General features: G+C 67.7%; 23 protein-coding genes. 5 read left to right on the top strand and 18 right to left on the bottom strand.

Going from position 1 to position 26,054, the window contains the following annotated elements; translation table 11 throughout:
• Positions 1 to 4: 4 nt before the first annotated feature.
• The 13 genes from LC068_RS04845 to LC068_RS04905 form a co-directional block, all read right to left on the bottom strand.
• Positions 5 to 2,575 carry a TonB-dependent receptor gene (locus LC068_RS04845; RefSeq protein ID WP_226634984.1) on the bottom strand — a complete coding sequence of 857 codons (2,571 nt, stop codon included), beginning with the start codon at positions 2,573 to 2,575 and terminating at the stop codon, positions 5 to 7.
• 104 nt (positions 2,576 to 2,679) lie between these two features.
• Entirely contained in the window at positions 2,680 to 3,105 is a 426-nt protein-coding gene (locus tag LC068_RS04850; RefSeq protein WP_226634985.1) for a cupin domain-containing protein, read from the bottom strand.
• Positions 3,102 to 4,007 (bottom strand): alpha/beta hydrolase, encoded by a 906-nt coding sequence (locus LC068_RS04855; protein WP_226634986.1) that lies wholly within the window; start codon positions 4,005 to 4,007, stop codon positions 3,102 to 3,104. Before LC068_RS04855 ends, LC068_RS04850 begins: the two co-directional genes overlap by 4 nt.
• A 187-nt stretch (positions 4,008 to 4,194) precedes the next feature.
• Entirely contained in the window at positions 4,195 to 4,647 is a 453-nt protein-coding gene (locus LC068_RS04860; protein WP_226634987.1) for a hypothetical protein, read from the bottom strand.
• Positions 4,648 to 4,665: 18 nt separating this feature from the next.
• Positions 4,666 to 6,081: an NAD(P)(+) transhydrogenase (Re/Si-specific) subunit beta gene (locus LC068_RS04865; RefSeq protein WP_226634988.1), complete on the bottom strand. Its 1,416-nt coding sequence runs from the start codon at positions 6,079 to 6,081 to the stop codon at positions 4,666 to 4,668.
• Positions 6,078 to 6,458, bottom strand: coding sequence for a HepT-like ribonuclease domain-containing protein (locus LC068_RS04870; protein ID WP_226634989.1), 381 nt, complete (start codon positions 6,456 to 6,458; stop codon positions 6,078 to 6,080). Before LC068_RS04870 ends, LC068_RS04865 begins: the two co-directional genes overlap by 4 nt.
• The gene (locus tag LC068_RS04875) at positions 6,422 to 6,757 is read right to left on the bottom strand and encodes a nucleotidyltransferase family protein (RefSeq protein WP_226634990.1); all 336 of its coding nucleotides are present in this window, start codon (positions 6,755 to 6,757) and stop codon (positions 6,422 to 6,424) included. The genes LC068_RS04870 and LC068_RS04875 overlap by 37 nt, the downstream gene beginning before the upstream one ends.
• Entirely contained in the window at positions 6,754 to 7,035 is a 282-nt protein-coding gene (locus LC068_RS04880; protein ID WP_226634992.1) for a hypothetical protein, read from the bottom strand. Before LC068_RS04880 ends, LC068_RS04875 begins: the two co-directional genes overlap by 4 nt.
• 4 nt (positions 7,036 to 7,039) lie before the next feature.
• Positions 7,040 to 7,378 (bottom strand): NAD(P) transhydrogenase subunit alpha, encoded by a 339-nt coding sequence (locus tag LC068_RS04885; RefSeq protein ID WP_226634994.1) that lies wholly within the window; start codon positions 7,376 to 7,378, stop codon positions 7,040 to 7,042.
• Positions 7,379 to 7,630 carry a hypothetical protein gene (locus LC068_RS04890; RefSeq protein WP_226634996.1) on the bottom strand — a complete coding sequence of 84 codons (252 nt, stop codon included), beginning with the start codon at positions 7,628 to 7,630 and terminating at the stop codon, positions 7,379 to 7,381.
• On the bottom strand, positions 7,630 to 8,763 hold the full coding sequence (locus LC068_RS04895) for a Re/Si-specific NAD(P)(+) transhydrogenase subunit alpha (protein ID WP_226634999.1): 1,134 nt from the start codon (positions 8,761 to 8,763) through the stop codon (positions 7,630 to 7,632). The genes LC068_RS04890 and LC068_RS04895 overlap by 1 nt, the downstream gene beginning before the upstream one ends.
• Before the next feature lie 105 nt (positions 8,764 to 8,868).
• Positions 8,869 to 9,120: an aa3-type cytochrome c oxidase subunit IV gene (locus tag LC068_RS04900; protein WP_226635001.1), complete on the bottom strand. Its 252-nt coding sequence runs from the start codon at positions 9,118 to 9,120 to the stop codon at positions 8,869 to 8,871.
• A gap of 59 nt (positions 9,121 to 9,179) precedes the next feature.
• Entirely contained in the window at positions 9,180 to 9,755 is a 576-nt protein-coding gene (locus tag LC068_RS04905; RefSeq protein WP_226635003.1) for a TetR/AcrR family transcriptional regulator, read from the bottom strand.
• Positions 9,756 to 9,932: 177 nt separating this feature from the next.
• Between LC068_RS04905 and LC068_RS04910 the strand changes: the two genes are divergently transcribed.
• The 3 genes from LC068_RS04910 to LC068_RS04920 are packed head-to-tail and all read left to right on the top strand — an operon-like array spanning position 9,933 to position 15,817.
• Positions 9,933 to 11,135 (top strand): efflux RND transporter periplasmic adaptor subunit, encoded by a 1,203-nt coding sequence (locus tag LC068_RS04910; RefSeq protein WP_226635005.1) that lies wholly within the window; start codon positions 9,933 to 9,935, stop codon positions 11,133 to 11,135.
• A 21-nt stretch (positions 11,136 to 11,156) separates the two neighbouring features.
• Positions 11,157 to 14,372: an efflux RND transporter permease subunit gene (locus LC068_RS04915; protein ID WP_226635006.1), complete on the top strand. Its 3,216-nt coding sequence runs from the start codon at positions 11,157 to 11,159 to the stop codon at positions 14,370 to 14,372.
• A complete protein-coding gene (locus LC068_RS04920; RefSeq protein ID WP_226635007.1) occupies positions 14,369 to 15,817 on the top strand; it encodes an efflux transporter outer membrane subunit in 1,449 nt (482 codons plus the stop codon). Before LC068_RS04915 ends, LC068_RS04920 begins: the two co-directional genes overlap by 4 nt.
• 82 nt (positions 15,818 to 15,899) lie before the next feature.
• Here the strand turns inward: LC068_RS04920 and LC068_RS04925 are convergent, their stop codons facing one another.
• A complete protein-coding gene (locus tag LC068_RS04925) occupies positions 15,900 to 18,800 on the bottom strand; it encodes a TonB-dependent receptor (RefSeq protein WP_226635008.1) in 2,901 nt (966 codons plus the stop codon).
• A gap of 174 nt (positions 18,801 to 18,974) precedes the next feature.
• Here LC068_RS04925 and LC068_RS04930 point away from each other — a divergent pair, with 174 nt between their 5' ends.
• On the top strand, positions 18,975 to 20,429 hold the full coding sequence (locus tag LC068_RS04930; RefSeq protein ID WP_226635009.1) for a thrombospondin type 3 repeat-containing protein: 1,455 nt from the start codon (positions 18,975 to 18,977) through the stop codon (positions 20,427 to 20,429).
• Here LC068_RS04930 and kduD read toward each other — a convergent pair.
• Positions 20,426 to 21,184: a 2-dehydro-3-deoxy-D-gluconate 5-dehydrogenase KduD gene (gene kduD / locus LC068_RS04935; RefSeq protein WP_226635010.1), complete on the bottom strand. Its 759-nt coding sequence runs from the start codon at positions 21,182 to 21,184 to the stop codon at positions 20,426 to 20,428. The genes LC068_RS04930 and kduD overlap by 4 nt on opposite strands.
• A gap of 223 nt (positions 21,185 to 21,407) precedes the next feature.
• On the opposite strand from kduD, the gene LC068_RS04940 reads away from it, so the two are divergent.
• Positions 21,408 to 22,049, top strand: coding sequence for an RpiB/LacA/LacB family sugar-phosphate isomerase (locus LC068_RS04940; RefSeq protein WP_226635011.1), 642 nt, complete (start codon positions 21,408 to 21,410; stop codon positions 22,047 to 22,049).
• 5 nt (positions 22,050 to 22,054) lie between these two features.
• Here the strand turns inward: LC068_RS04940 and LC068_RS04945 are convergent, their stop codons facing one another.
• The 3 genes from LC068_RS04945 to LC068_RS04955 form a co-directional block, all read right to left on the bottom strand.
• A complete protein-coding gene (locus LC068_RS04945) occupies positions 22,055 to 22,768 on the bottom strand; it encodes a hypothetical protein (RefSeq protein WP_226635013.1) in 714 nt (237 codons plus the stop codon).
• A gap of 86 nt (positions 22,769 to 22,854) precedes the next feature.
• Positions 22,855 to 24,876: an alpha/beta hydrolase family protein gene (locus LC068_RS04950; protein WP_226635015.1), complete on the bottom strand. Its 2,022-nt coding sequence runs from the start codon at positions 24,874 to 24,876 to the stop codon at positions 22,855 to 22,857.
• Between the two features lie 74 nt (positions 24,877 to 24,950).
• Positions 24,951 to 25,997, bottom strand: a complete 1,047-nt coding sequence (locus tag LC068_RS04955; protein WP_226635017.1) for a LacI family DNA-binding transcriptional regulator — start codon at positions 25,995 to 25,997, stop codon at positions 24,951 to 24,953.
• Positions 25,998 to 26,054 lie beyond the last annotated feature (57 nt).

Raw genomic sequence — 26,054 nt, forward strand, 5'->3', positions numbered from 1 at the left:
TCTCCTAGTAGCGCAGGCGGGCCGACAGGCCCCAGGTCATCGGGCGCCCGGCGATGAAGGTCGGCATGCCGAGGGCGTCGCCCGTATTGCCGGCGTCCTTGACGTATTCCTCGTCCAGCAGGTTCTCGCCATAGGCCTCAAGCGACCAGTTGCGCGAGTCGGGCTGGAAGCGGATGCGCAGGTTCAGCAGGCCGTAGGCGTCCTGGAACTCATCCTGCATGGTGTCCGGCACGAAGTTGGACACCTGCAGGGCGGGGATGTCGTTGTCGTCGCTGAAGAAGACCTTGGACTGCCATGTCCAGGTCGGCTGCACCTCGAACGCGCCGCCGCGGACCGGCAGGGTCCACACGGCGCCGATGGACGCCATGTGGTCGGGCGACAGGCGGAAGCGGTTGCCGTCGTAGATGCCGGACTCGAACCGCGAGTGGTTGTAGCCATAGGTGCCGAACAGCTCGACAGTGTCGGTCGCGAGGAAGGCGACCTGGCCCTCGAAGCCCCAGGCGCTGGCCTCGCCGGCATTGGTCACGATGAAGCGCGTGCCGTCCTGGATGGTCGTCTGGAAATTCTCGTAGTCGTACCGGTAGACGGCACCGTCCAGCTGCAGCCGCCCGTCGGCCGAGGCGTATTTGGCGCCCAGTTCGAAGCTGTCGACCGTTTCCGCATCCACCTCGGTGAAGGTGGGGTTGCCCAGAGGCGTGGAAGGCGAGCGGGCGCTGAGCACCTTGGGACGCCGCCCGCGGGCATAGTTGGCATAGAGGCTGGCATCGTCCGAGACGGCGTAGCGGGCGGTGAACCGCCAGGTCATGCCGTCGTCCTCCAGATCGCCATAGACGAAGTCGCCGTTGTTCGGCGTCGGCTGTGACGTCAGGCCGAAGGGCGGGAAACCCGCCGACGGCGGCAGGCCGACCGACCCCGGGGTGGCAAGCCCGCCGACCACGCCATTGGCGAAGGCCCCCAGCGCCGCGGCCTGGGTCAGGGCTTCGGGCGTGCCGATGGCGATCAGGGTGGCGATCTGGGCCTGGACCTGCTGCACGGCCAGCAGGCCGCCGAGGATGGAGCGGCCGTTGTTCAGCTCGCTGGCGAAGCCGGTGGTCTTGTCATCGCGGGTGTAGCGCAGCCCGCCCGAGACCTCGAACCGGTCGGTCAGGCGGAAGGTCAGGTCCCCGAACACATCCCACGAGGTCAGCTCGCTGCTGTTCGTGGCGGTCTCGATATGGGCCGGCTTGAGATTGGCGGCGATGCCGGGAATGGCCGGACCCGGCAGGCCAAAGGCGGACAGGATCGGGTTCAGCAGGGCTGACGATCCATAGACCGAAGCCGGCAGGGTGTTGGTGCCCACGGCGGCGGGATTGCCGTCGAGCAGGCCGGCCAGCTGGGCCAGGGCCATGCGCTCGTCAAACTGGGTGGGGGTGCGCTGATAGCCTTCCTCGCGGAACCAGCCGCCACCGACGAAGGCCGATACACGGCCGCCGTTGTCGAAATTCAGGCGCAGGTCCTGGCTCCACTGTTCGCCGAAGGCCTCTTCGGCAGCGGACAGGATCGGCAGGGAGACGCCGTCGGCGTCAAACGTCTCGTACGAGTCGAAGCGACGATAGGCGCTGGTCGAGTTGAGCGTCAGCGACGGCGACAGCTCCAGCCGGCCCAGACCCGTGACACCCCAGACCTCGCGGTCGAGGCCCAGCACCTTGCCGCCGTCGAAATCGGCCGTGGACGTCAGGGCCGCGCCGTCCCACGGGTCGCGCCCGCCCAGCACCGCACCGGTGACGGGGTCAGCGGGATTGTAGGCGATCGACTTGAACGAGGTGCCCGAGGTGTCGTCGACCTGATAGTTGGCGATCACGTCGAAGCGGAAGGTATCGTTGGGTTCGAACGCCAGGCCCAGGCGATAGGCCTGGGTGTTGACGCTGTTGTAGTCCGGTCCGCCCAGCAGGTTTTCGACCGTGCCGTCCATGCGCTTCAGCCGGGTGGCAAAGCGCAGCCCGACCGAGTCCCCCAGGGGGGCATTGATCATCAGTTCGGCCCCGACCGAACCGTAGTTGCCGGCCCAGATCGACGCCGCCGAGTCCGTCACGCCCGGGCGGGCGCGGTTCTGGACCAGATTGACCGCCCCGATCAGGGCGCCCCGGCCGTAGAGCGTCGATTGCGGGCCCTTGGCCACCTCGACCCGCTCGAGATCGAACAGTTCGACGAAGGACCCGCGCGCCTTGGAAATCGACACGCCGTCCTGGAACACCGATACCCGGGGCTCGGTCGTGGCCGCGCCGTCGTCGGAGGTGATGCCGCGCATCACGAAGCCGGGGTTGTTGGGCGACTGGTTCTGGACGAGGAAGCCCGGCACGAAGGCCGACAGGGCCTCGAAGTCCTGCAGGCCCAGCTGCTGCAGGCGCTCGCCCGAATAGGCGGTCAGGGCGAAGGGGACCTCGACCGGGTCCTGGGCGCGCAACTGGGCCGTGACGACGATCTCGTCCAGCTGGGTCACGGGATCGGCCTGTTGGGCCAGAGCCGGTGCCGCCGAGAGCGTGAGCGCGCCGGCCGCGCTGGTCAGAAGCAGAGTGGACCGGAACCGGATATTCATGATGACGCCATCCCCGTTGAACAGTGGATGAGCGTGTAGCCAGCGTCAGTGTCCGTGCAGCGACGCTTCCGTGGGGATGCTGCGACGGAACGTCGACACGTCGATTACATAACCGACGTTGACGGAGGAGGACCGTCCGGGTCCTCCGCCATTTCGAAACCGGCGAACTCGAATCCGGGGGCGACGGTGCAGCCGACCAGGGACCAGTCGCCGAGGCTTTCGGCGGCCTGCCATCTGCCGGTCGGGACGACGATCTGGGGCTGGTGGCCGGCCTTGACGTCCGGGCCGAGGATCAGGCGGCCGATGCCGTCGATATCGAGTGCCAGCGGCGCCCCGTCGTAGTGGTGCCAGATCTCGGTCGCGTCGACGCGGTGCCATTTCGACCGCTCACCGACACACAGCAGGAAGTAGATGGCCGTCCCGACCGAGCGCCCGTCGACGGTGCGCGGGTCACGGAAGGTCTCGCGATAGTGGCCGCCCTCGGGATGGGGCTGAAGGTCCAGCAGGGCGATGATGTCGGCGGGGGTCATGGGGCTTTGGACGGTGTGGCTGCGGGGCGGCGCTCGCGCAGGATTTCGACATCGGCCTGATGGCCCGGCGCCGCCGAGGGCCCCACGGGGGTCAGGCCGAGGAAGCGCCAGATGTGATCATAGCCGCCGTCGCGGACGAGCGTGTTGTGGTTCGAGCCGATCATGCGGATGAACTGTTTGGGAGCCGGCGCCCGGTCATAGAGGGTGCGGCCCAGATCGTAGGGGATCACCTCGTCGACGTTGCCGTGCAGGATGAGGATAGGCATGTCGACCTGATCGATGATGTCGGCCGAGCGGTATTGATCCTTCATCAGCCAGCGCACCGGCAGCCAGGGGTAGGAGCGGGCCGCAACATCGGCGGTCGAGGTATAGGGCGCCTCAAGGATCAGGGCGCGGGCCGGCCGTTCGGTCGCCAGTCGGGTGGCCACTCCGGAGCCCAGTGAGAAGCCGTGGATGACGATGTCGGCAGTGTCCGTGCGGGCGGCCAGCCAGTCCCAGGCGGCGCGGGCATCCTCGTGCAGGCCCGCCTCGGACGGGGAGCCGGTCGAGCCGTCATAGCCGCGATAGCCGATCGCCAGAAAGCCCAGGCCCTGATCGGCGATGCGCCGCCAGCGGCCGCGCTGGCCTGCGAGCCCAGCGGCGTTGCCGTTGAAGAACAGCAGGGTCGGCTGGCCCTCCTGAGGCGGCAGCCACCAGCCGACCAGCCGCTCGCCGTCGTCCGTGGCGATCTCCACGACCTGGATGGCTGGACCGGCCGCATCGGGGGCTGACCGCTCGGCATCGGGAAAGTACATCAGGCTGCGCTGGTTGACGTACACCAGACCGGCCACGGCCAGATAAAGAAGGCCCGCCACCACAAGGGCGCCGAGGATCAGGTTTCTGACGGTGTGAAGGCGGGGCATGGGCGCCAGACTATCCACCCGCTCATCCCGGCGGAAGCCGGGATCCAAGAGGACAGCGCCCCCACGCCGACCTTCAGGCTTCGGCCAAAGCACTGGGTCCCGGCTTCCGCCGGGATGAGCGGAGTTGGGGGCTAGCTGGCGAACTGTATGGTCGTGCGGATCAGGCCTTGAGGCGGAGCAACTGTCGTCAGGTAGCGACGCAGGCGCCGGCATACTGCGAGATGGACACATTTGCGGGCCCCACGGCCACGTGCCGCGAATGCACCGCAGGCATCGGTTCACCACGTTTTGGCGAAGCGAAAACGACGATCACGCTCAGATTCCCGGAGACGGTGGTCTCAAGGAACTGCATCTGACCGGCGGATCGCCTGAATTCGACGGTCTCAACGCCGTTGTTGCCTTGGACCTTTGCCTTCCCGTTCGCGGAATCGAGTTCGCGAACAATAAGCTCAAGCTCCCCGCTGCCCCCTTCGCGATAGTAGCCGGGATTTAGAACGCCAGTGTGCACCGCTCGCAGCGTGCATTTCATCGACTGGATCGGAGGAAAAGGCTCCTCGTTGAAGGACCGATTGGGGGGCGAACAAGCCGCAATCATCCCGACGCAGATGGCAGCCCAACATCGTATCGTGTCGATCTTCACTGGCTGCCTTCTCCCGACCTAAAGCCCCTTCACGATCCCTTCGACCATCTTCTTGGCGTCGGCGAACAGCATCATGGTGTTGTCGCGGAAGAAGAGTTCGTTCTCGACGCCGGCGTAGCCCGAGCCCATGCCGCGCTTGATGAACAGGACGGTGCCGGCCTTTTCCACGTCGAGGATGGGCATGCCGTAGATCGGCGACTGGGGGTCGGTCTTGGCGGCGGGGTTGGTGACGTCATTGGCGCCGATGACGAAGGCGACGTCGCAGGAGCTGAACTCGCTGTTGATGTCCTCGAGCTCGAACACCTCGTCATAGGGGACGTTGGCCTCGGCCAGCAGCACGTTCATGTGGCCGGGCATGCGGCCGGCGACGGGGTGGATGGCGTATTTGACCTCGACCCCCTCCTCCTTGAGCTTGTCGGCCATTTCGCGAAGGGCGTGCTGGGCCTGGGCGACGGCCATGCCGTAGCCGGGCACGATGATGACCTTGGAGGCATTCTTCATGATGAAGGCGGCGTCGTCGGCCGAGCCCTGTTTGACCGGCCGGGTCTCGGCGACGCCGGCGCCCGCCGGGCCGCTGTCCCCGCCGAATCCGCCGAGGATGACCGAGATGAAGCTGCGGTTCATGCCCTTGCACATGATGTAGCTGAGGATGGCGCCCGAGCTGCCCACCAGGGCGCCGGTGATGATCAGGGCGATGTTCTCCAGCGTGAAACCGAGGGCGGCCGCGGCCCAGCCGGAATAGCTGTTGAGCATGGACACCACGACCGGCATGTCGGCCCCGCCGATCGGGATGATCAGGGTGGCGCCGAGGATCAGGGCGAGCGCGAACACGCCCCAGAAGGCCCAGGTCGCCGTGCCGCCCGAGCCCACCATGATGCCGATCAGCAGGACGAGGGCGAGCGCCAGGGCGATGTTGATCAGGTGCCGCGCGGGCAGCAGGATCGGCGCGCCGCTCATGTTGCCGTTCAGCTTGGCGAAGGCGATCACCGAGCCGGTGAAGGTGATGGCGCCGATGGCGACGCCGAGGGACAGCTCGATGATCGACAGGGTCTTGATGCCGCCCTCGGGCGTGGCGATGCCGAAGGCCACGGGCGCATAGACAGCGCCGACCGCGACCAGACAGGCGGCCAGACCGACCAGGCTGTGGAAGGCGGCGACCAGCTGGGGCATCTGGGTCATCTGGACGCGCGCGGCGATCAGGGCGCCGCCCCCGCCGCCGACGATCACGCCGCCTGCGATCAGGGCGAGCGTCAGCGGGTCCAGTGCGCCGGTGATGCCGAGGGTGATCAGGGTGACGGCAATGGCCAGCCCCATGCCAACCATGCCGAAGGTATTGCCCCGCCGGCTGGTCTCGGGACTGGAAAGCCCGCGCAGGCTGAGGATGAACAGGACACCGGCAGCCAGATAGGCCAGGGCGGCAAGCGATGCGGTCATTCGATTTCTTCCCCCAGTGCGGAGCGGGCACCCGCGATCAGCGGCGGCAGCGACTGCCGAACGATGGCGACCACGCGCTCCATACGGACCTTGGCGTAGCCGTGAACAAGGACATTTCTGAAACCGGCGGCGTCCCGCAGTTCCAGGTCTGCGATCCCGTCCGGGCGGGCCTTCAGGATTTGGGCGGCGGCCTCGCCGACGATCTGAACCGTTCGCAACACCGCATGCTCGCGAAGGCGATCCGCGAGAATGGCGTCAGCATCACGATGGCCGACGAATTCAACCGCCTCGCTCCCGTAGGCGACGATATCCTCAAGCAGGAAGCGGATCGCGGGATTTGTCACAACGATACGAGGTCCCGCGACATCCAGGCCCATCGTTCCGGAATCATCATCGCCCGGTCAACCAGATCGACCTTTCGACCGACAGCATCTTCCAGATCCTGCTGAAGCCCGCCGAGCCGCCAGTAGTCCAGCTGGCCCACGACGTCGAAGACCACATCGACATCACTCTCGGCGGTCGCCTCGCCGCGCGCGACAGAGCCCACCACGCCCACAAATTCGGCCCCCACCGCGTGGGCTGCGGCCTGATGGTCGCGCAAAACGTCGAGCACCTGGTCCAGCAAGGGGGGGCCTTCGAAGACCCGCCGCCCCTCCTGCATACCCGGGCCGGTCATCGGCCCATCCCCTGTGTGCGCGCGAGGCGCCAGAGGGCGGCGCCGATGAACAGGGGGCCGAGGATCAGCAGGGTCCAGTCGAAGACCCCGAGCGGGCGACCGTCAGCCACGATGCGGGTCAGGATGGCGGAAAAGACCAGCACCACGCCGCAGTCGCTCAGCCGCACCCGGCGGATGGGATCGCGCTCCTTGAAGAACATCCACAGCCACATGCCGAATCCCAGCCCGGAGGCGATCCAGGCACCGATCTCGGCAATGCGGACGGGGTCGGGCTGCATGATCTCAGGCAGCCGGCTTCGGAGCGGGGGCGGGGCGTTCCTTCTTGCGGTACATGGCCAGCATGCGCCGGGTGACCATGAAGCCGCCGAAGATGTTGACGCTGGCGAGGGTCACGGCGGCGACGCCGGCCCCCTTGGCGATCCAGCCGTTCATGCCCGAGGCTTCCGACACGGCGGCCGCCGCGATCAGTCCACCGACGATGATGACGCTGGAGATGGCATTGGTGACGGCCATCAGCGGCGTGTGCAGGGCGGGCGTGACGCTCCACACCACATAATAGCCGACGAAGATGGCCAGCACGAAGATGGCCAGACGAAAGACGGTGGGGTCGACGTGTTCCATTCAGTGACCTCGATTCTGCAGACGTTCGTCGATGCTCAGAAGTGCGAGGAGCACCCCGCCCTGAACAACGCTGGCAGCGGCCCTGCCAAGGAGCGAAAGGACGGTGGTGAGAGCCCCGCCCCCGCCGACCGTCACCGGGCCAGGCATCACGCCCAGATAGCTGAGGCCTGAAAGTACGGCCAGCAGCACGCCGATCGCGATCACGCCCCAAGCACACATCTGGAGAAAGCCCCGGAGATTGTCGGACAGCATCAGGCCTTCACCCCTTCATGCACGATGGCGCCGCCATGGGTGACGGCAGCGGCCTTGAGGATTTCGTCGTCGAGGTCGAGGGCCAAGGCGCCGTCCTTGAGCATCAGGCCGACGAAGGCGACGAGGTTCCGGGCATAGAGGCTGGAGGCGTCGGCGGCGACGCGGCCGGGCATGTTGGTCCAGCCCACCAGGCTGACGCCGTTCGGCGTGGTCGCGATCTCGCCGGCCTTGATGCCCTCGACATTGCCGCCGTTGTCGACCGCCAGATCGACGATCACCGAGCCGGGCTTCATCGAGGCGACGTGGTCGGTGGTGACGAGGCGCGGAGCCGGGCGGCCGGGGATCAGGGCGGTGGTGATGACCACGTCCTGTTTGACGATATGGCTGGCGGTCAGGGCCGCCTGTTTGGCCTGATATTCGGCCGACATCTGTTTGGCATAGCCGCCGGCAGTCTCGGCGGCCTTGAACTCCTCGTCCTCGACGGCGACGAATTTGGCGCCGAGCGACTCGACCTGTTCCTTGGCGGCTGGGCGGACATCGGTGGCGGTGACGACCGCCCCCAGACGCCGGGCGGTGGCGATGGCCTGAAGCCCCGCGACACCGGCGCCCATGACGAACACCTTGGCCGCCGCCACCGTGCCCGCCGCGGTCATCATCATGGGGAAGCCCCGGCCATAGGCGGCGGCGGCCTCGATGACTGCTCGGTAGCCGGCGAGATTGGCCTGGGACGACAGGGCGTCCATGACCTGGGCGCGGGTGATGCGCGGCACGAACTCCATGGCAAAGGATGTGACGCCCGCACCGGCCAGGGCCGTGACGGTTTCCTTTTCGCGCCAGGCATCCAGCAGGGCGACGACCACGGCACCGGGGCGCAGCGCGCTGATCTCGGAGGCGGTCGGGCCGCGCACCTTGAGCAAGATGTCGGCCCCGGCGAGCGCGGTCTTGAGGTCACGGACGACGGTGGCGCCGGCCTCGGCATAGGCGTCGTCGGGGATGGACGAGCCCTGGCCCGTCCCGGCCTCGACCCGCACGGTCGCGCCCAGACCGGTCAGCTTGCGGACGGTTTCCGGAGTCAGGGCAGTGCGCGTCTCGCCGTCTCGGCGTTCGCGGGTCACGGCGATAGTGACGGCCAAGCGAATCCCTCCGTGGGGTGGACTGTTTCGCAACAGCCTAGGCCGTCAGGTCCCCCACGGTAAAGCGCTGGTTTTATATGGAAGGGCCGCGAAAACGGCCCGGGATCAATGCTTCGCGGGCTTGGACTTCAGCGCGAAGTAGCCGACCACGGCCAGCACGAAGGCGGCGACGAAGCCGAACACGAGGCTGCCACCCGGCTGCAGAAAAATGACCAGGAAGGTCAGCAGCACCGCGATGTGCAGCGAGCCCCATTTCGCCAGGGTCATGAACAGCGAATAGGTCGCCTGTTGCTCGTGAACCGGCTGGGTGCCCCGTTGGTAGTCACCATGGGCGGTTTCGGTCTTCGGGGTGGCCATGCGGATCATCCGGTCGGAAGGTCTGGTGTGCGGCTCTTATACCCATGGAGCCGCGCGGCTCAAGCGCCGTCGATGATATCCTGAAGGATGCGGGCCAGGCGCTGCTCCAGAAGCTTGCAGTGCGCCTCGCACAGGTCCAGCCCGCCGGTGACCTCGCGGCTGACCTTCATGCCCATCATGACGGCCGCGGCCAGACGCCCGCGGACCATGGCGTCGTCGCCCCCGATCCAGTCGACAAAGGGATCGAGAAATCGCTCCTTCGAGGAGGCGCGCACGACCTCGAGGGCCTTGGCGGAGGCGGCGGACAGCAGAATCATCTGCAGGCCCTGCATCTTGCGGGGACGGGCGCTGCCGTAGACCAGCTCGTGGGCGATTCGGGTGCCGAAGGTGGCGCGATCGCCTTCCAGCAGGGTCGAGCCCTCCTGACAGCTTTCCAGGGCGGCGCGGAACAGGCCCTCCTTGGAGCCGAAGTAGCGGACGATCAGGGCCGGATCGACGCCGGCATCCGCGGCGATATCGCGCATGCCCACCTCGTCATAGCTCTCGCGCGCAAAACGGGTTTCGGCCGCCTCGAGGATGGCGGCGCGGGTCGCGTTCGCATTGCGTGGCCGGGGGCCGCAGGCGGATAAGGGCAATCTGGTCTCCGGGTTAATGTCCCCACGAACCATATGGCTTTGTCATCGGCTGTTGACAAGCGGAACCGCAAACACCATTAAGTCATCCGTCGTTGACACTGCGCCCTCCTCCCCCTCTGCGCGCCGTGCCGCCATCCAACCTGAATTGCCGGTCTCAGCCGGCCGGAGACCGCGCCCATGCGCCTTTTCAAGATCATGGCCGTGTCCGTGTTGATCACGGGCATGCTGTACGGCTGTTCAGCCCCGAGCGAAGCCCAGGGCACGCCGCCCGCGCCCGAGGTCTCGGTCGCCACGCCGATCGTGGAGCAGGTGGTGGACTGGGACGAGTTCACCGGCCGCTTCGAGGCGCCGCAGAGCGTCGAGGTGCGGGCCCGCGTGGGCGGCTATATCCAGGCGGTGCACTTCCGTGACGGCCAGTATGTCCGCAAGGGACAGCTGCTGTTCACCCTGGACCCGCGCCCGGCACAGGCGGCGCTGGCTTCGGCCCGGGCCCAGGCCGCACAGGCCGAGGCCCAGGTCGCCCTGGCCCGCTCGGAGCTGGAGCGCGCCGAATCGCTGGTCGCCATCCAGGCCATTTCGCAGGCCGAGGCGGACCAGAAGCGCGCCGCCCTGCGCACGGCCGAGGCCTCGGTCGCCGCCGCCCAGGCCGCAGTGCGCAGCCGCCAGCTGGACGTCGAATTCACCCGGGTCACCGCGCCGATCTCGGGCCGGGTCTCGGACCGCCGCGTGGACGCCGGCAATCTGGTCGGGGGCGGATCGTCCGCCGCCGATGTGCTGACCACCATCGTCGCCTCCAGCCCCATCCATTTCGTGTTCGAGGCCTCTGAAGCCGTGCTGCTGCGGTATCAGCGCGAGGCGCGCGACGGCACCTCTGCGCCCATCCGCATCCGCCTGCAGGACGAGACCGGCTTCCGCTGGACCGGCACGGTCGACTTCTCGGACAACGTCGTCGACACCGCCTCGGGGACCATTCGCCTCAGGGCCGTTGTGGCGAACGGCGACGGCTTCCTGAAGCCCGGCCTGTTCGGTCAGGCACGCGTGGCGGGTGCCGCCCCCTATCAGGCCCTGCTGGTGCCGGATGCCGCCGTCGCCACCGACCAGTCGCGCCGCGTCGTCTATGTGGTCGATGCCGAGAACAAGGTGGTTGCCCGCCCGGTCGAGCTGGGACCGCTGTCCGACGGCCTGCGCGTGATCCGCTCGGGCATCGAGTCGACCGACCGCGTGATCGTGAACGGTCAGCTGCGCGCCCGTCCGGGTCAGCCGGTCACGCCCAAGGTGGTCGAGATCGAACGCACGCCGACCGATGCCCAGGCGCCGGTGACCCGTGCCCCCCCTGCGGCCACCGCCACCCCGGCGGGCGCCCTGTCGCAACGCCGCTAAGCGGGAAAGTCCGGCCCAGTTATGAATATCTCCCGCTTCTTTATCGACCGGCCGATCTTTGCGGCCGTGATCGCGGTCTTCATCACCCTGATGGGCGCCTTCGCCTATCCGCTGCTGCCGCTGTCGCAGTATCCGGAGATCGCGCCGCCGACGATCACCATCAACACTGCCTATCCGGGCGCTTCGGCCGAAACGGTGGCCGAGACGGTCGCCGCGCCGATCGAGCAGGAGGTGAACGGGGTCGAAGGGATGCTCTACATCTCGTCGTCGTCGACCTCGGACGGGGCCGTCGGGATTACGGTGACCTTCAATCCCGGCACGGATCTGGATGCCGCCCAGGTACTGGTCCAGAACCGGGTGGCGCTGGCCGAGCCGCGCCTGCCCGAACAGGTGCGCCAGATCGGCGTGACGGTGAACAAGCAGGAGAGCGGGTTCCTGATGATCCTGGGGCTGACGTCCCCGGACCAGTCGCTGAACAATGACTATGTCGGCAACTATGCGAACTCGACGCTGCGCGACCGGCTGCTGCGCATCGAGGGCGTGGGCGCGGTCCAGATCTTCGGCGGTGGCAACTATTCGATGCGGGTCTGGATCGACCCGGCCAAGGCGGCCCAGCGGGGCCTGACCGGACCGGACATCGTCGCCGCCCTGCGCGCCCAGAATGTGCAGGCCGCCGCCGGTGCCATCGGCCAGCCGCCGTTCGACACCAATGCCGCGGCCTTCCAGCTGCCGGTGCAGGTCGAGGGGCGTCTGACCGACCCGAACGAGTTCTCGAACATCGTCATCAAGACCGACGCCGAAGGCCGGGTGACCCGCATCCGCGATGTCGCCCGCGTCGAACTGGGCGCGCAGGATTACGGCATCCGCGGCTTCTTCGACGGCGAGCGCGGCGTCGGCATGGCCATCATCCAGCAGCCGGGCGCCAATGCGCTGGGCACGGCGGACCGTGTCATGGCCGAGGTCGAAGCCATCCGGGCCGAACTGCCGCCCGGCATGGACGTCTCCATTCCCTACAACCCGACGGAGTTCGTCGCTGCCTCGGTCGAGTCGGTGCAGCACACCCTGATCGAGGCCATCTTCCTCGTGGTGCTGGTGGTCGTGGTCTTCCTGCAGACCTGGCGGGCGGCGATCATCCCGATCGTGGCCATTCCGGTGGCGCTGGTCGCGACCTTTGCCGTGCAGCTGATGCTGGGCTTTTCGATCAACTCGCTGAGCCTGTTCGCCCTGGTGCTGGCGGTCGGCATCGTGGTCGATGACGCCATCGTCGTGGTCGAAAACGTCGAGCGCTATATCCGCGAGGGACTGGCGCCCAAGGACGCCGCCTATCGCTCCATGCAGGAGGTGTCGGGCGCGCTGATCTCGATCGGTCTGGTGCTGGTGTCGGTGTTCGTCCCGACCATGTTCGTGCCCGGCATTCCCGGCATCTTCTATCGCGAGTTCGCCATCGTCATCACCACGGCCTCGGTCGTGTCGCTGCTGGTGTCGCTGACCCTGTCGCCGGCCATGGCCGCCATGCTGCTGAAGCCGCACAAGGCCCACGACGACCATGCGCGCAAGCCCGGCGTGCTGGGCACGGGCCTGCACTACCTCGGCTCGGCCGGTCGCAAGTTCAACGAGGGCTTTGACTGGCTGTCGGATCGCTACGGCCGACTGACGGCGCGGCTGATCCGCAAGCTGGCGCTGGTGTTCGGCGTCTATGCGCTTCTGCTGCTGGGCACGGGCTTCACCCTGTTCAACACGCCGTCCGGCTTCATCCCGGAGCAGGATCAGGGCTTCCTGATCGGGGTCGTGCAACTGCCGCCCGGCGCCTCGCTGGACCGGACGCAGGACGTCATGGCGCGCGCCTCCCAGATCATCCGGGACACCGAGGGCGTGGACGGCGTGGTCTCCTTCGCCGGTCTGGACGGGTCGAGCTTCTCGTTCGGATCCAATGCCGCGACCATCTTTGTGCGTCTCGACGCCTTTGAGGAGCGCAAGACGGCCGAGCAGGCTGCGGCCGCGCTGGCCGGGGCCATCACCGGCGCGACCATGGGCATCCAGGACGCCAACATCTTCGTCATCGCCCCGCCCGCGGTTCAGGGCCTCGGCAACGGCAACGGCTTCCAGATGATGGTGCAGGACCGCTCCGGCGCGGGCTATGTCCCGCTGGAGGGCGCGACCTTTGCCATGATGGGGGCTGCCGCCCAGGCGCCCGAGTCCGTCAACCAGGTCTTCTCAACCTACAACACCGGCTCGCCCCGTATCGCCGCCGACGTCGATCGCGACCGGGCGCTGATGATGGGGGTCCAGCCCGGCGATGTGTTCAGCACGCTGGGGGTCTATCTGGGCTCGTCCTACGTCAATGACTTCAACTATCTGGGCCGCACCTTCCGGGTGACGGCGCAGGCGGAGCCCTCGGCCCGGGACGACATCGCCGATATCGCGGCGCTGGAGACCCGCTCGGCGTCTGGCGCCATGGTGCCGATCGGCTCGGTGGCCACCCTGCGCGAGGAGTCCGGCCCGTCGCGGATCGTGCGCTACAACCTGTTCCCGGCCGCCGAGCTGCAGGGACAGGCGGCGCCCGGCGTGTCGTCCGGCGAGGCCATCGCGCGGATGGAGCAACTGGCGGAAGCCACCCTGCCCCCCGGATTCTCGTACGAATGGACGGGACTGGCCCTGCAGGAGAAGCAGGCCTCGGGCGGCGCGACACTGGTCTTCGTCATGGCCGTGGTGTTCGTCTTTCTGGTGCTGGCCGCGCAATATGAGGCCTTCACCCTGCCGCTGGCGGTCGTGCTGATCGTGCCGATGTGCATTCTGGCCGCCATGGTCGGGGTCAATCTGGCCGGGCTGGACAACAACATCCTCGTGCAGGTGGGTCTGGTGGTTCTGATCGCGCTGGCGGCCAAGAACGCCATCCTGATCGTGGAGTTCGCCAAACAGGCCGAAGAGGAAGGCCTGAGCCGGTGGGATGCCGCCATCCGCGCGTCCCAGACCCGTCTGCGGCCGATCCTGATGACGTCGTTCGCCTTCATCTTCGGCGTGCTGCCGCTGATGCTGGCCACCGGGCCCGGGGCAGAAATGCGCCGGTCGCTGGGAACGGCGGTGGTGTCCGGCATGCTGGGGGTGACCTTCTTCGGTCTGATCTTCACGCCGGCCTTCTATGTCTTCATGCGCTGGGTCGCCTCGAAACTGCCCGGCGGAAAGAAGACCCCGGCTCCGGCCCCCGCTTCGGCTCCGGCCCAGGGAGAAATCGTATGATCCGCCTGTCTTCTCTGCTGAAGGGGCGCGTGGCGGCCTCGGCGCTCGCGCTCGGCCTGGCGGTATCCGCCTGTGCCACCGCGCCCGAGGTCGGCCCGGCGGCCGTGCCGGACAGCGCCGCCGGTCCCTTCCTGTCGCAACGGGCCGGTGCGACGACGCTGGCGCCGGTGCGCGACGACTGGTGGCGCCTGTACGACGATCCGCTGCTGGACGCCCTGGTGCTGCAGGCGCTGGACGCCAATAACGAGATCGAGGCCGCCGTCGCCAATCTGCGCGCCGTGCGGGCCTCGCTGGGCGAGGCACGGGCCGCACGCCTGCCGTCGACGCAGGTCAGTGGCGCAGGCAGCTATGGCCGGGTCGCGGCGACCACGGTGCCCGGCTCGAACGGCGAACCGCTGGACGAGACCGAGACCTATGACGTGGGTCTGGACGTCGCCTATGAGATCGACCTGTTCGGACGGGTGGGGTCCACCATCGCCGCCGCCCGGGCCGATGCGGATGCCGCAGCCGCCGCGCTGGATGTGATCCGCGTCAGCGTCGCCGCCGAGACGGCCCGCGCCTATGCCGAGATCTGCTCCGCCAATGTGCAGATCGGCGTGGCCGAACAGACCATCCAGCTGCAGTCGCGCACGCTGGAGCTGACCGAGAGCCTGCTGAGCGCCGGATCCGGCACCGGACTGGACGTCGCGCGCGCCCGGTCCGCCGTGGCCGGCAGCCAGGCGGCCCTGCCCCCGCTGCGCGCGCAAAAGGACGCCGCGGTCTTCCGTCTGGCCACCCTGATCGGGGTGGCGCCGCGCGAGGTGCCGGCGACGGTTCTCGACTGTGCCGCACCGCCGCGCGTGAGCCAGCCGATCCCGGTCGGCGACGGCGCGGCCCTGCTGGCCCGCCGGCCCGATGTGCGTCAGGCGGAGCGTCAGCTGGCTGCCGCCAGCGCGCGCGTCGATGTGGCCACGGCCAGCCTGTACCCCAGCATCAGCCTGGGCGGATCGGTCGGGGCGACGGCCACCGACCTGTCCGATCTGGGCGATGACGGCGCCCTGCGCTTCAGCGTCGGGCCGCTGATCCAGTGGTCCTTCCCCAATGTGGCGGTGGCGCGCTCGCGCATCGCAGCGGCGGGCGCCGGGGCCGAGGGGGCGCTGGCGCGCTTTGACCAGACGGTGCTGGTGGCGCTGCAGGAAACCGAGACGGCGCTGTCGGCCTATGGCCATGCGCTGGATCGCATGCAGGCGCTGACGGTGTCGCGGGATGAGGCGGCGCGGGCCTCGCGTCTGGCGCACGCGCGCTTCGAGGCCGGAGCTGACAGCTTCCTGACTGTGCTGGATGCCGAGCGCACCCTGGCGCAGGCTGAGGCCGCCCTGGCCCAGGCCGAAGCCCAGGTGTCGGACCTGCAGATCCAGCTGTTCAAGGCGCTGGCCGGCAGCTGGACCCCGCCCGAGGTCGACTGAGCAAAAAGAAGGGGCCGCCGGTCAGACCGGCGGCCCTGCAAGTCGCGTCCAGGAGCGGACGTTCGGGTCGGGATGTAAGGCCCTAGAAGGTGTAGCGGGCGCCGATGAAGAACTGACGGCCCGTGTGGTGATAGACCGACGTCGACTGGCGGTCGTCGTCGCCGACCCACTGATGGTTTTCCTCGTCCGTCAGGTTGATGCCCTCGAAGCTGATCGTGACATCGTCGGTCAGCTTGTAGGACGAGGAGACGTCGATGTTCAGCGTCTCCTGCTTGCCTTCGAAGGCGTTGTTGTTCCGGCCCGGGACGTTCTGCAGATATTCGTCGCGGTACGACGCCGAGATCCGGGCCGAGAAGCGGTCATCCTCGTAGTAGAGGGTGCCGTTGTAGGCCGTGGGCGACAGCTGGGCGAGATCGTCGGTCACGAAGGTCGAGCACAGGGCATTGGTGCAGTAGTCGATCTCGGATTCCACGTTCGTGTAGTTCAGCTGGATGCCGAAGTTCGACAGCGGTCCCGGCAGGAAGGTGAACGGGGTCTGGAAGCTGATCTCATAGCCCTTCAGCGGTCCGCCATCCGTGTTCACCGCGCTGGTCAGGGCGAAGATGGTGGTCGGCGAGCAGCTGCCCGAGCAGAAGCTGGGGTCGAAGGCCGACGGGTTGAGCGCCGTCAGCTGGGCATAGGTCAGGTCCTGACGGATCACCTGGATGTAGGTGTCGATGTCCTTGTAGAAATAGGCGAAGGAAATCAGGCTTTCCGGGGCAAAGTACCATTCGACGGCGAAGTCGTAGGTCTTGGCCCGGAAGGGATCCAGCTCGACGTTGCCGATGGTGGCCGTGTAGTTCGGACCCGTCGCATTGAGCGAGGTGGTCGGCACCAGATAGTTGGCTCCGGACATGGAGTTGTTGATCTGGGGCCGGGCCATGACCATGGCGGCGCCGAAGCGGACCAGCACATCGTCGATCGGCTCATAGGTCAGGTTCAGCGACGGCAGGGTGTCCTGATACTCGTGGGTGTCGAACACCAGGGTGCCGCCACCGGTCGAGCTGTAGCCCTCGGCATAGAGGCTGGTCCACACGTGGCGGACGCCGACATTGCCGCGGAACGGACGGCCGAAGACGTCGGCGTCGAAGTCCGCCTGGACGTACATGGCGAAGTCTTCTTCCTCGAGGAAGCGGTTGCCGCCCCGGGCGTTGCCGACCGTGATGCTGCCGAGGGTGAAGTCGCCACCCGGCGCGCCGGTGTCACAGTTGCAGTAGATGTTGAACAGGTCGGCGATCGCGTTCAGGTCGGGGATGACCCAGCTGGTCGGATTGCCGTCGGGCGCAAGACCATTGCCGAAGCCGGTCAGCAGGGTCGTGATGTCGGCCATGGTCACACCGCCCGGCAGGGCCGGAACGACGGTCTCGTCCGTGCGCCGGAACTCGTAGGACTCCGACGAGAAGGTCTTCCAGTTGGCGCCGGTCCGCAGGGTGACGAACGGGGTGACGTCAAACTCCAGATCGCCCTGGATAGACTCGAAGATGGTGTCCACGCCCTGCGGCCGGATGCGGATTTCCGAGCGGGGGACGCTGGTGCCGATCGGGCGCCACTGCCACTGGGCCGGGTCGGTGACGTCGAAGCCGTAGTTAATGACCGGCGTGTTCGGATTGCCGCGGAAGTCGAACGAATAGTTCTGGCTGTTCTGACGATCGATGGTGACGGTCGTCTGATAGGGGTTTTCGTAGTTCGACTCGGCGCGACCGGCGAAGAAGCGACCGCGGACGTTGTCCGAGAAGTCGTGCTCCAGCGTCAGGCCCACTTGCAGGAACTGGGTTTCCAGCTGGTCGTAGCGCGCCTCGGTACGCAGATCGACGTTGTCGAACAGGCCGTAGACCAGGGTGTTGTTCTCGACGGCGGCGTCGCGAACGATGATCTGGGTCTGGCCGCCGGCGCCGGCGTTTCGGCTGAAGGACAGGGCCTCGAGGAAGTTTTCCTCGCGGGTGGCGTCGAGCTGCGAATACAGGACGTCGAGGCTGACAGTGGTCGAGTCGGCCGGGCGCCATTGCAGCGATCCGGTCAGACCCAAGCGTTCCTGATGGTGCGTCAGGCGGCCGTAGCGCGGCAGGCGCGGAATGAAGACATTGGCCTGGTTGGCCGTGTTGTAGGCCGTGACGTTGCCGGGGGTGTTGGTCGGACGCGGCACGCCGGTGGCGCAGTTGGCGGCGTTGGAGCCGTTCGAGCCGCTGTTGCCGGGGTTCTGGGGCGTGACGCCCACGGGGCTGCAGAAGCCGCCCGAGCTGCCGCTGCCGACGGCGGGCGCCCAACGCACGGAGCTGAAGCCTTCCTCGAAGGAGTCCTTTTCGCTGTAGGCGACCGACAGCAGGGCGCCGAACTGGTCGCGATCCCCGAAGGTGTTGCTGACCAGGAAGGCCGCGCGCGGGTTCCAGTTTTCGGACAGGTCGTTGTAGCCAGCCTGGACCGAGAAGGCCATGCGCGGGCCGCTGAAGTCGAAGGGCCGGGCCGACTGCAGGTCGATGGTGGCGCCCAGCGAGCCCTCTTCGGTCTCGGCGGCGGCAGTCTTGCGCACCTTGATCGAGTTGAAGAGTTCCGAGGCGAAGACGTTGAAGTCGAAGCCGCGGCCGCGGTTGGCGCCGCCCGAGGAGTCGGTGCCGCCGGTGGTGGCCTGGGCCTCCATGCCGTTGATACGGGTGCGGGTGAAGTCCGAGCTGAGGCCGCGCACGGTCAGCTGGCGGCCCTCACCGGCATCGCGGTCGATCGAGACGCCCGGAATACGCTGGATGGCCTCGGCCAGGTTGGTGTCGGGGAAGTCGGCGATGTCCTCGGCGAGGATCACATCGACGATGCCGGCCTCGTTGCGCTTGATGTTCAGCGCGGCGTCCAGGCTGGCGCGGTAACCGGTGACGACGACCTCGTCGACCTGGGTTCCGGGCTCGGCATCCTGGGCGGCAACCCCGCCGACGCCCAGACACAGCGCGATCGCCATGCCCGACCCACCGGCAAATAGATAACGACGAAGGGACTCACCCCGTTTTTGAGTGTGCATCATATGCCTCCTCCCAAGGACATACAGGACGCCGGAGGTGCCCCCCGGTCTATCTTTTATTGAGGCTCAATCCTGAACCTTGTTTTGACACCGGTGTCATGTCTAGATGCAGACGTGAATGACACCGGTATCAATGGCGAGCGTAACCCGATGATGATCGACATGGCAAGCCCCCTGTGGTGGTGGAAACCCGGAGCACGACGCGCGCGCCTGCCGGGCCTTGTGGCCGCCGGCCTGATCGCGGTTGCGGGCCTGGCAAGCCCGGTGGATCGGGCGATTGCCCAGGAAACCGCCGGCCAGACGCTCGCCTTTCGGGGAGCCGAAGGCGCCGGCCGGTTTGCCATCGGAGGACGCGGCGGGCGTGTGCTGCGGGTCACACATACCGGCGATTCGGGGCCGGGCAGCCTGCGCGAGGCGATCGAGGCTCGCGGCCCCCGGACCATCATCTTTGACACAGGCGGCGTGATCCGGCTGGAGACCCCGCTGGTCATCCGGCGGGGTCAGGTGACCCTGGCGGGGCAGACCGCGCCGGGCGGCGGAATCACCCTGATCGGCCAGCCGCTGGTGATCTCGGCGGACGATGTGATCGTGCGTCACATCCGTTCGCGACTGGGCGCCGAAGCGCTGGTCGAGGCCGATGCGGTCTCGGTCGAGCGCGGGCGTCGGATCATCCTCGACCATGTGTCGGCGTCATGGTCGGTGGACGAAACCCTGTCGGTCGCCAGCCGGTACAGTCCGGCCGAGCGAGGGGTCTATGACGTGACCGTCCAGAACTCGCTGATCGCGGAATCGCTGAATGCCTCGGCTCACGCCAAGGGCGAGCACGGCTATGGCTCGCTGGTGCGGGGCGGCTATGGCGCGCGCATCAGCTTCATCGACAATGTCTGGGCCAGCCACCGCGCCCGCATGCCCCGCCCCGGGAACTACAATCCGCCGTCGGTCGATCCGGAGGGGCCGTACATCGAGTTCCGCGGCAATGTCTTCTACAACTGGGGCGGATCGCACGCAGGCTACAATGCCGATACCGAAAGCCTGTCGACCTATGCCTTCGTCGGCAACGCCTATCTTCCCGGGCCGGACTCGGAGGGGCGCTGGGCCTTTGAGGACTCCGATCCGCTGGCGGTCGCGTGGTTCGAGGCCAACCGGATGGCGGGTGTGTTGCCCGAAGATCCGTGGAGTCTGGTGCGAAACGACGGAGGGCCGGGCACACGCCTGACGGTTCGACCGGACTGGGCCGGGGCGCCGCCTCTCGACCCCGACGCCCATGTGACGACGGTGCTGGCCACGGCAGGCGCCGACCTGCCCCGCGATGCGGTCGATGCGCGCGTCATCGCCGGGGTCGCGAACGGCAGTGGCCGGATCATCGACAGTCCGGCGGAGGTCGGCGGCCTGCATGACATTGATGCGGGAACGCCCTGGATCGATACGGATGGCGACGGCCTGCCCGACGACTGGGAGCGGGCGCACGGCTCGGACCCGCAGGACGGCGCAGACGGCGCGACCGACCCGGACGGGGACGGCTTCACCCTGCTGGAAGACTGGCTGAACGCCCTGGCGGAGGCGCGCTAGCGCGCCATCCAGCCGCCGTCGACCGTCAGGATGGTGCCGTGCACATAGGCGGCGGCGTCCGAGGCGAGGAAGACGGCCGCGCCCGCCAGATCGGACGGATCGCCCCAGCGGCCGGCGGGGATGCGGGCGAGGATGTCACGGTTGCGGCCCTCGTCCGCGCGCAGGGCCTCGGTGTTGTTGGTGGCGAAATAGCCCGGCGCGATGCCGTTGACGTTGATGCCCTGCGACGCCCACTCGCAGGCCAGCAGGCGGGTCAGGCCGGCCAAGCCACTCTTGGACGCGGTGTAGGAGGGCACGCGGATGCCGCCCTGGAAGCTGAGCATCGAGCAGATGTTGAGGATCTTGCCGCCCCGATTGCCGGCGACCCAGGTGCGGGCCACGGCCTGGCTGAGGAAGAAGGCGGTCTTGAGATTGGTGTCCATGACGGCGTCCCAGTCCTCTTCCGAGAAGTCGAGGCTGTCGGCGCGACGGATGATGCCCGCATTGTTGACCAGGATGTCGATGTCGCCGACGGCGGCGCGCGCCTGCTCGACCACCTCATTGATGGGGCCGGTCGTCGACAGGTCAGCGGGGATGGCATGCAGGGCCCGGCCGAGGGCGCCGACCTTTTCCGCCGTCCCGGTCGGGGCCGAACGCCCGACCGCCACAATGTCGGCGCCCGCCGCAGCGAGGCCGAGGGCGATGGCCTGACCCAGTCCCGTATTGGCGCCGGTGACAAGGGCGGTGCGGCCCGAGAGATCGAAGGAAGGGGTCATGTCAGCGAGCCTTGTATCTGGCGTTCAGGTACGGATTTGGGCGTCCGGGGCGTTGTCTGCACTGGTAACCGGTGTCATACTTCAATGTAAACCGTGGGATGGCGATGACGGCTCTGGTTGTCGCCGCGATCGGGGTCCGGGGCTCAGATGCCCTGCCTCCGCATCGGCCCTGACACATCCCGCGATCGCCCTCTCTCCCCGACGCTGACCCGCAAGGAATGCCATGAAAATCGCCCTCATCATCGAGAACAGCCAGGCCGCCAAGAGCGAGATCGTCCACTCGGCCCTGACCGCCGTGGCCGAGCCTCTGGGCCATGAGGTGTTCCACTATGGAATGTACGGCGCCGAGGACAAGGCGTCGCTGACCTATGTGATGAACGGCCTGCTGACCGGGATCCTGCTGAACTCGGGCGCGGCGGATTTCGTGGTCACGGGCTGCGGCACGGGCATGGGCTCAATGCTGGCCTGCAACGCCATGCCGGGCGTGTTCTGTGGACTGGTGATCGACCCGACCGACGCCTTCCTGTTCGGCCAGATCAATGATGGCAATGCCATCTCCATGCCCTATGCCAAGGGCTTTGGCTGGGCCGCCGAGCTGAACCTGCAGGACTGTTATCGCAAGCTGTTCGAGGGCGAGCGCGGGCTGGGCTATCCGAAGGAGCGGGCCCAGATCATGGCCACCAACCGCGGCATCCTGAAGGAGCTGAAGGCGGCCACCTGCAAGGACATGCTGACCGCGCTGAAGGCCGTCGACCAGGACCTGCTGAAGGCCGCCGTGGCCGGCGAGCGCTTCCAGGAATACTTCTTCGCCAACGCCACCGACGAAGGCATCCGCGACTACATCCGCAGCGTGATCGAGGGCTAGGCCCCTCAGGCCTCGGCCGTCGCCTCGCCCTTTGCCGGAGCCGGCAGGCGGTGGGCGCGACGGCGGGCGCGCCAGTAGCTGATGGGCATCACCAGGGTGCGCAGGGCCGAGAACATGAAGGCCAGCCCATAGATGCGGATGCCGACGAGGAAGGCATCGCCGCTGGGCGTAGCCGGGGTCAGCGGTTCGGCCAGGATGGCATCGGTCACCGGCTTGAGATTGTCCGGGCCGAGGAAGAACAGGAAATAGCCGATCGAGCCGGCGATGCCTTCGCGCAGGAAGATGTTGATGGCCTGGAGCGCGCCCAGCGGGCCGACCAGGGTCTCCTGCACGGCGACCGGGGCGAAGGCATAGCTGGTGCCCAGCAGGCCAAAGATGATCAGGAACATGACCAGCCGCGCCGCATAGGCGCCGGACAACAGGGCGACGGTCTGGCCGGGGCGCAGGCGCTGGATCAGGGAGGCGCGCTTGAGGTCCTCGTCATCGAAGGCGGGGATCAGGTCCGGGAAGGTGGTCGACAGGATCGACAGGAATTTCCCGATCAGGTCGGCCAGCACAATGGCCAGCACCAGCAGGAACAGCAGCGAGGCCGCGGAAGGCTCGCGGACCAGCAGATTGACGGTGCTGGAGACGCCCAGGGCGGCGACAATGGCCAGCAGCACGATCGACACGACCGAGCCCTCGATCGTCCGGCGGACAAGCTTGAGCAGTCCCAGCATGGTGGTCCCCTCCCCCTCTGGTTCAGCGAACCCTAGCACACGACCTGTGGCCGGACGGCCTCACCGGCGGGAGGGAAGCCGCCAGGTCAGGGCGCGACCGGCAGGTGTTCGGCGAGGAAGGTCTCCATCGCCTGCATGACGGCGACCTCCTCGCGGCGCTCCCAGTCGGCGTGACCGGCCTCCTCGAGGACCAGCAGTTCGACATCCGCGCCGGCGCGGCGAAGGGCGCGCTCCATGTCGCGCGACTGGGACACCGGCACGACGTCGTCGCGCTCACCGTGGATCAGCAGGACCGGCGTGGTCCAGCCCTCGACCAGACGCGCCGGCGACACGGCCTCGAGCGCCGCGCGGTCCTCACGCGGGTCACCGATGGACCGCACCCAGTATTCGTAGCGATCCGTGTCGTCCCCGGCCTCCCGGCGCTCCCAGTTCATCATGTCGACCAGATCCGACGGCCCCGCGATCGCGATGGCGCAGCGGTAAAGGTCGGGCCGGGTGGCAGGTCCCATCAGGGCGGCATATCCGCCATAGCTGGCCCCGACGATGCAGATGCGGTCCGGGTCGGCGAGGCCCTGATCGATAAGGTGCTGGACCGCGGCGGTGACATCGTCCTGCATCAGCCCGCCCCATTGCCGATAGCCGGCCTCGGCGAAATTGCGCCCCTGGCCGCTGGAGCCGCGGAAATTCGGCTGCAGCACCTGATAGCCCCGACTGGCAAAGAACTGCGCCCAGGTATCCCACTTGAGATGGTCGCTGGTCTCCGGCCCGCCATGGGGCATGACGATCAGCGGCGGCCGATCGCCGTCGTTGGTGCCCGGCGGCTGGGTCAGATAGGCCGTCAGGGCCAGCCCGTCGGTCGCGGCATAGTCGATCCGGCGCATCTGGCCGAGGCGGGCCTCGGGCAGGCCGGGGAACAGCGACCCGACCAGCTCCATCTTCAGGGCATTGAGATCAAAGAGATAATACTGACCGGCGTTTGAGGGAGAGCTGGCCCAGATCAGCCATTTGTCGCCCGCCTCGGACTGGGACACGACCGACGCACTGAAGCCCGCCCCGAAGAAGCGGCGGATGCCCGCCATGACCCGCTCCTGCTCCGGGTCGATGAAGTCGCACCGGTAGACATCGGCCCAGTAGCACCCCGCCGCCAGACCCGAGCCGTCCCCCTTCAGCACGATATCGGCCACGTCATAGGTGCCGTGCCGCCAGATGGCCGGGCCCATGGATCGAGTCGCAAAGTCGAAGACATGGACGCCATAGGTATCTTCGGCCGCGCCCTCCTCCGGCCGGACGGCGACATAGATCTGGGAGGGCTGATCCGTCGGGCCCAGGAATCTGAAACGCGGAAAGTCCCGGATGTCGTCGCGGTGCAGGCGGAAGGTCTCGGTCCAGCCGCCGTCGGCGTCACGCGCCTGCATGACCAGAACCCGCCCCCGGATGCCCCGGTACACAAGCCGCCCGACCACATCGCCCTGCTCGTCCGTCAGATAGCTGAGCACGCGCGGATCGCCTTCCACGACCAGGTCCGACTCGCCCGACCGGACATCGACCCGCGCGACGTTCAGGTCGCCCGAGGCATCCATATGGGTGATCAGGATGTGGTCCGGCTGGTCAGGCAGGATGTCGAGCAGGTCGCCCGGCCGGCCCGCACGGGCCAGCGGTCCCTCGAGGCGCCGGATGTCGCCCCCGTCGCGCGGAATGGCGAGCAGGGAGCGGCCATAGTTGGCGGTGCGGATCGCGCCATCGGCCTCGCCCCTGTAGCGGGTCACCTCCAGCCGGGTCACGCCCATGATCAGAAGGTCGTCGCCCTTCCATTCCACCCATTCGATGTAGACGCCGCCAAATCGCTCGCGGGCCTGGGACCCGAACAGGGCACTGGTTTCACCAGTGACCAGATCACGGACCGCCAGGTTGGCCGTGCTGTCATCCTGGGCGACATAGGCGAGGTAGCGACCCGACGGAGAGAGGCTGACATGGGCCAGGGCAGGCCGGCGCGCGAACTCCTCGACAGGCAGGACCTGAGCGGTCGCGGGAACGGCACCCGCCAGCACAGACAGCGCGGCAAACATGCCCCCCAGGACCGTGGCGATACGCGTCAGCAGATGTTTCATGACTTGCTCCCCCGCCCCTCCCATGCACCCGGGGCGCGCGGAGACTAACAACCGACGACCGGGAGTGGAACCTCTCAGCCGCCGGACAGGGGAGCGGTCGAGTCGCGGACGACCAGCGAGGGGCGGACCTCGGGCTGGGTCAGGGTGGCGGCGTCGAGGCCGCGGATCGAGGCGGTCAGCTTCTCGGCCGCCATGCGGCCCATGTCGCGGATCGGCAGGCGCACAGTCGTCAGGTTCGGCCAGACTCGCGAGGCCATGGGCAGGTCGTCGAACCCGCAGATCGACAGGTCGAACGGCACATCAAGGCCCGCGTCGCGCGCAGCCTTCATGACGCCGATCGCCATTTCGTCATTGCCCGCGAAGATGGCGGTCGGACGATCCGCCATGGCCAGCAGGTCGCGCGCGGCCTCGACCCCCGACTCGAAGGTATAGGCGCCGACGCGGGCATAGGCGGGATCCAGCGTCAGGCCGTGCTCGGCCAGCCCCTCGGCAAAGCCGCGGCCGCGCTCGTGCGACGAGCGGAAGCTGTCGGGGCCGGAGATGAAGGCGATGCGCCGGTGGCCGAGCGCCGCCAGATGGTGGGCCGCCTCGGCCGCACCCGTGCTGTCATTGGTCACGACCATGTGCCGGGGCTCGTCCAGCGACACCGAGGCGATGCGTACATAGGGGCACTCGGCCTCCTTGAGGATGGCGACGACCCGCTCGTCCTCGGAGACCGACGGCGGCATGACCACGCCGAACAGCTTTTGCCGGACGATGAAGCCCCGCACATCGGACAGGAAGGTCTCGCTGGCCCGGTTGCAGGGGTGGACCACCAGCTCGAGCCCCGAGCCGCGCACGGCGTCCAGCACGCCCTGCTGCATGTTGACGACATAGTTGGGGCTGGGGTTGTCGTAGATCATGCCGACCAGGAACGACCGGCGGAAGGCCAGCCCCCGGGCCTGGGGGTCGGGCGCGAAGCCCGACTCGGCGATGACCTTCTGGACCTTTTCGCGCGTCTCGGCCCGCAGCAGGGGCGAGTTGTTGATGACGCGCGAGACGGTCTTCTTCGATACCCCGGCCAGACGTGCCACGTCATTGATGGTCACGGGCTTGCCGCCGGGCCGCTTGCTATCCGTCACGGGTGGGATCCTGCCTGGGTGTTCGCTCCGTGATAGGCCAATTCGGCGCGGCCTGCA

The sequence above is a fragment of the Brevundimonas poindexterae genome, assembly GCF_020524625.1.
Taxonomy (GTDB): Bacteria; Pseudomonadota; Alphaproteobacteria; order Caulobacterales; family Caulobacteraceae; genus Brevundimonas; species Brevundimonas poindexterae_A.

Coding starts and splice junctions, on each gene's coding strand:
- LC068_RS04845 (WP_226634984.1), bottom strand. CDS start 2,575: ATGAATATCCGGTTCCGGTCCACTCTGCTTCTGACCAGCGCGGCCGGC.
- LC068_RS04850 (WP_226634985.1), bottom strand. CDS start 3,105: ATGACCCCCGCCGACATCATCGCCCTGCTGGACCTTCAGCCCCATCCC.
- LC068_RS04855 (WP_226634986.1), bottom strand. CDS start 4,007: ATGCCCCGCCTTCACACCGTCAGAAACCTGATCCTCGGCGCCCTTGTG.
- LC068_RS04865 (WP_226634988.1), bottom strand. CDS start 6,081: ATGACCGCATCGCTTGCCGCCCTGGCCTATCTGGCTGCCGGTGTCCTG.
- LC068_RS04870 (WP_226634989.1), bottom strand. CDS start 6,458: ATGGGCCTGGATGTCGCGGGACCTCGTATCGTTGTGACAAATCCCGCG.
- LC068_RS04875 (WP_226634990.1), bottom strand. CDS start 6,757: ATGACCGGCCCGGGTATGCAGGAGGGGCGGCGGGTCTTCGAAGGCCCC.
- LC068_RS04880 (WP_226634992.1), bottom strand. CDS start 7,035: ATGCAGCCCGACCCCGTCCGCATTGCCGAGATCGGTGCCTGGATCGCC.
- LC068_RS04885 (WP_226634994.1), bottom strand. CDS start 7,378: ATGGAACACGTCGACCCCACCGTCTTTCGTCTGGCCATCTTCGTGCTG.
- LC068_RS04890 (WP_226634996.1), bottom strand. CDS start 7,630: ATGCTGTCCGACAATCTCCGGGGCTTTCTCCAGATGTGTGCTTGGGGC.
- LC068_RS04900 (WP_226635001.1), bottom strand. CDS start 9,120: ATGGCCACCCCGAAGACCGAAACCGCCCATGGTGACTACCAACGGGGC.
- LC068_RS04910 (WP_226635005.1), top strand. CDS start 9,933: ATGCGCCTTTTCAAGATCATGGCCGTGTCCGTGTTGATCACGGGCATG.
- LC068_RS04915 (WP_226635006.1), top strand. CDS start 11,157: ATGAATATCTCCCGCTTCTTTATCGACCGGCCGATCTTTGCGGCCGTG.
- LC068_RS04920 (WP_226635007.1), top strand. CDS start 14,369: ATGATCCGCCTGTCTTCTCTGCTGAAGGGGCGCGTGGCGGCCTCGGCG.
- LC068_RS04925 (WP_226635008.1), bottom strand. CDS start 18,800: ATGGCGATCGCGCTGTGTCTGGGCGTCGGCGGGGTTGCCGCCCAGGAT.
- kduD (WP_226635010.1), bottom strand. CDS start 21,184: ATGACCCCTTCCTTCGATCTCTCGGGCCGCACCGCCCTTGTCACCGGC.
- LC068_RS04940 (WP_226635011.1), top strand. CDS start 21,408: ATGAAAATCGCCCTCATCATCGAGAACAGCCAGGCCGCCAAGAGCGAG.
- LC068_RS04945 (WP_226635013.1), bottom strand. CDS start 22,768: ATGCTGGGACTGCTCAAGCTTGTCCGCCGGACGATCGAGGGCTCGGTC.
- LC068_RS04950 (WP_226635015.1), bottom strand. CDS start 24,876: ATGAAACATCTGCTGACGCGTATCGCCACGGTCCTGGGGGGCATGTTT.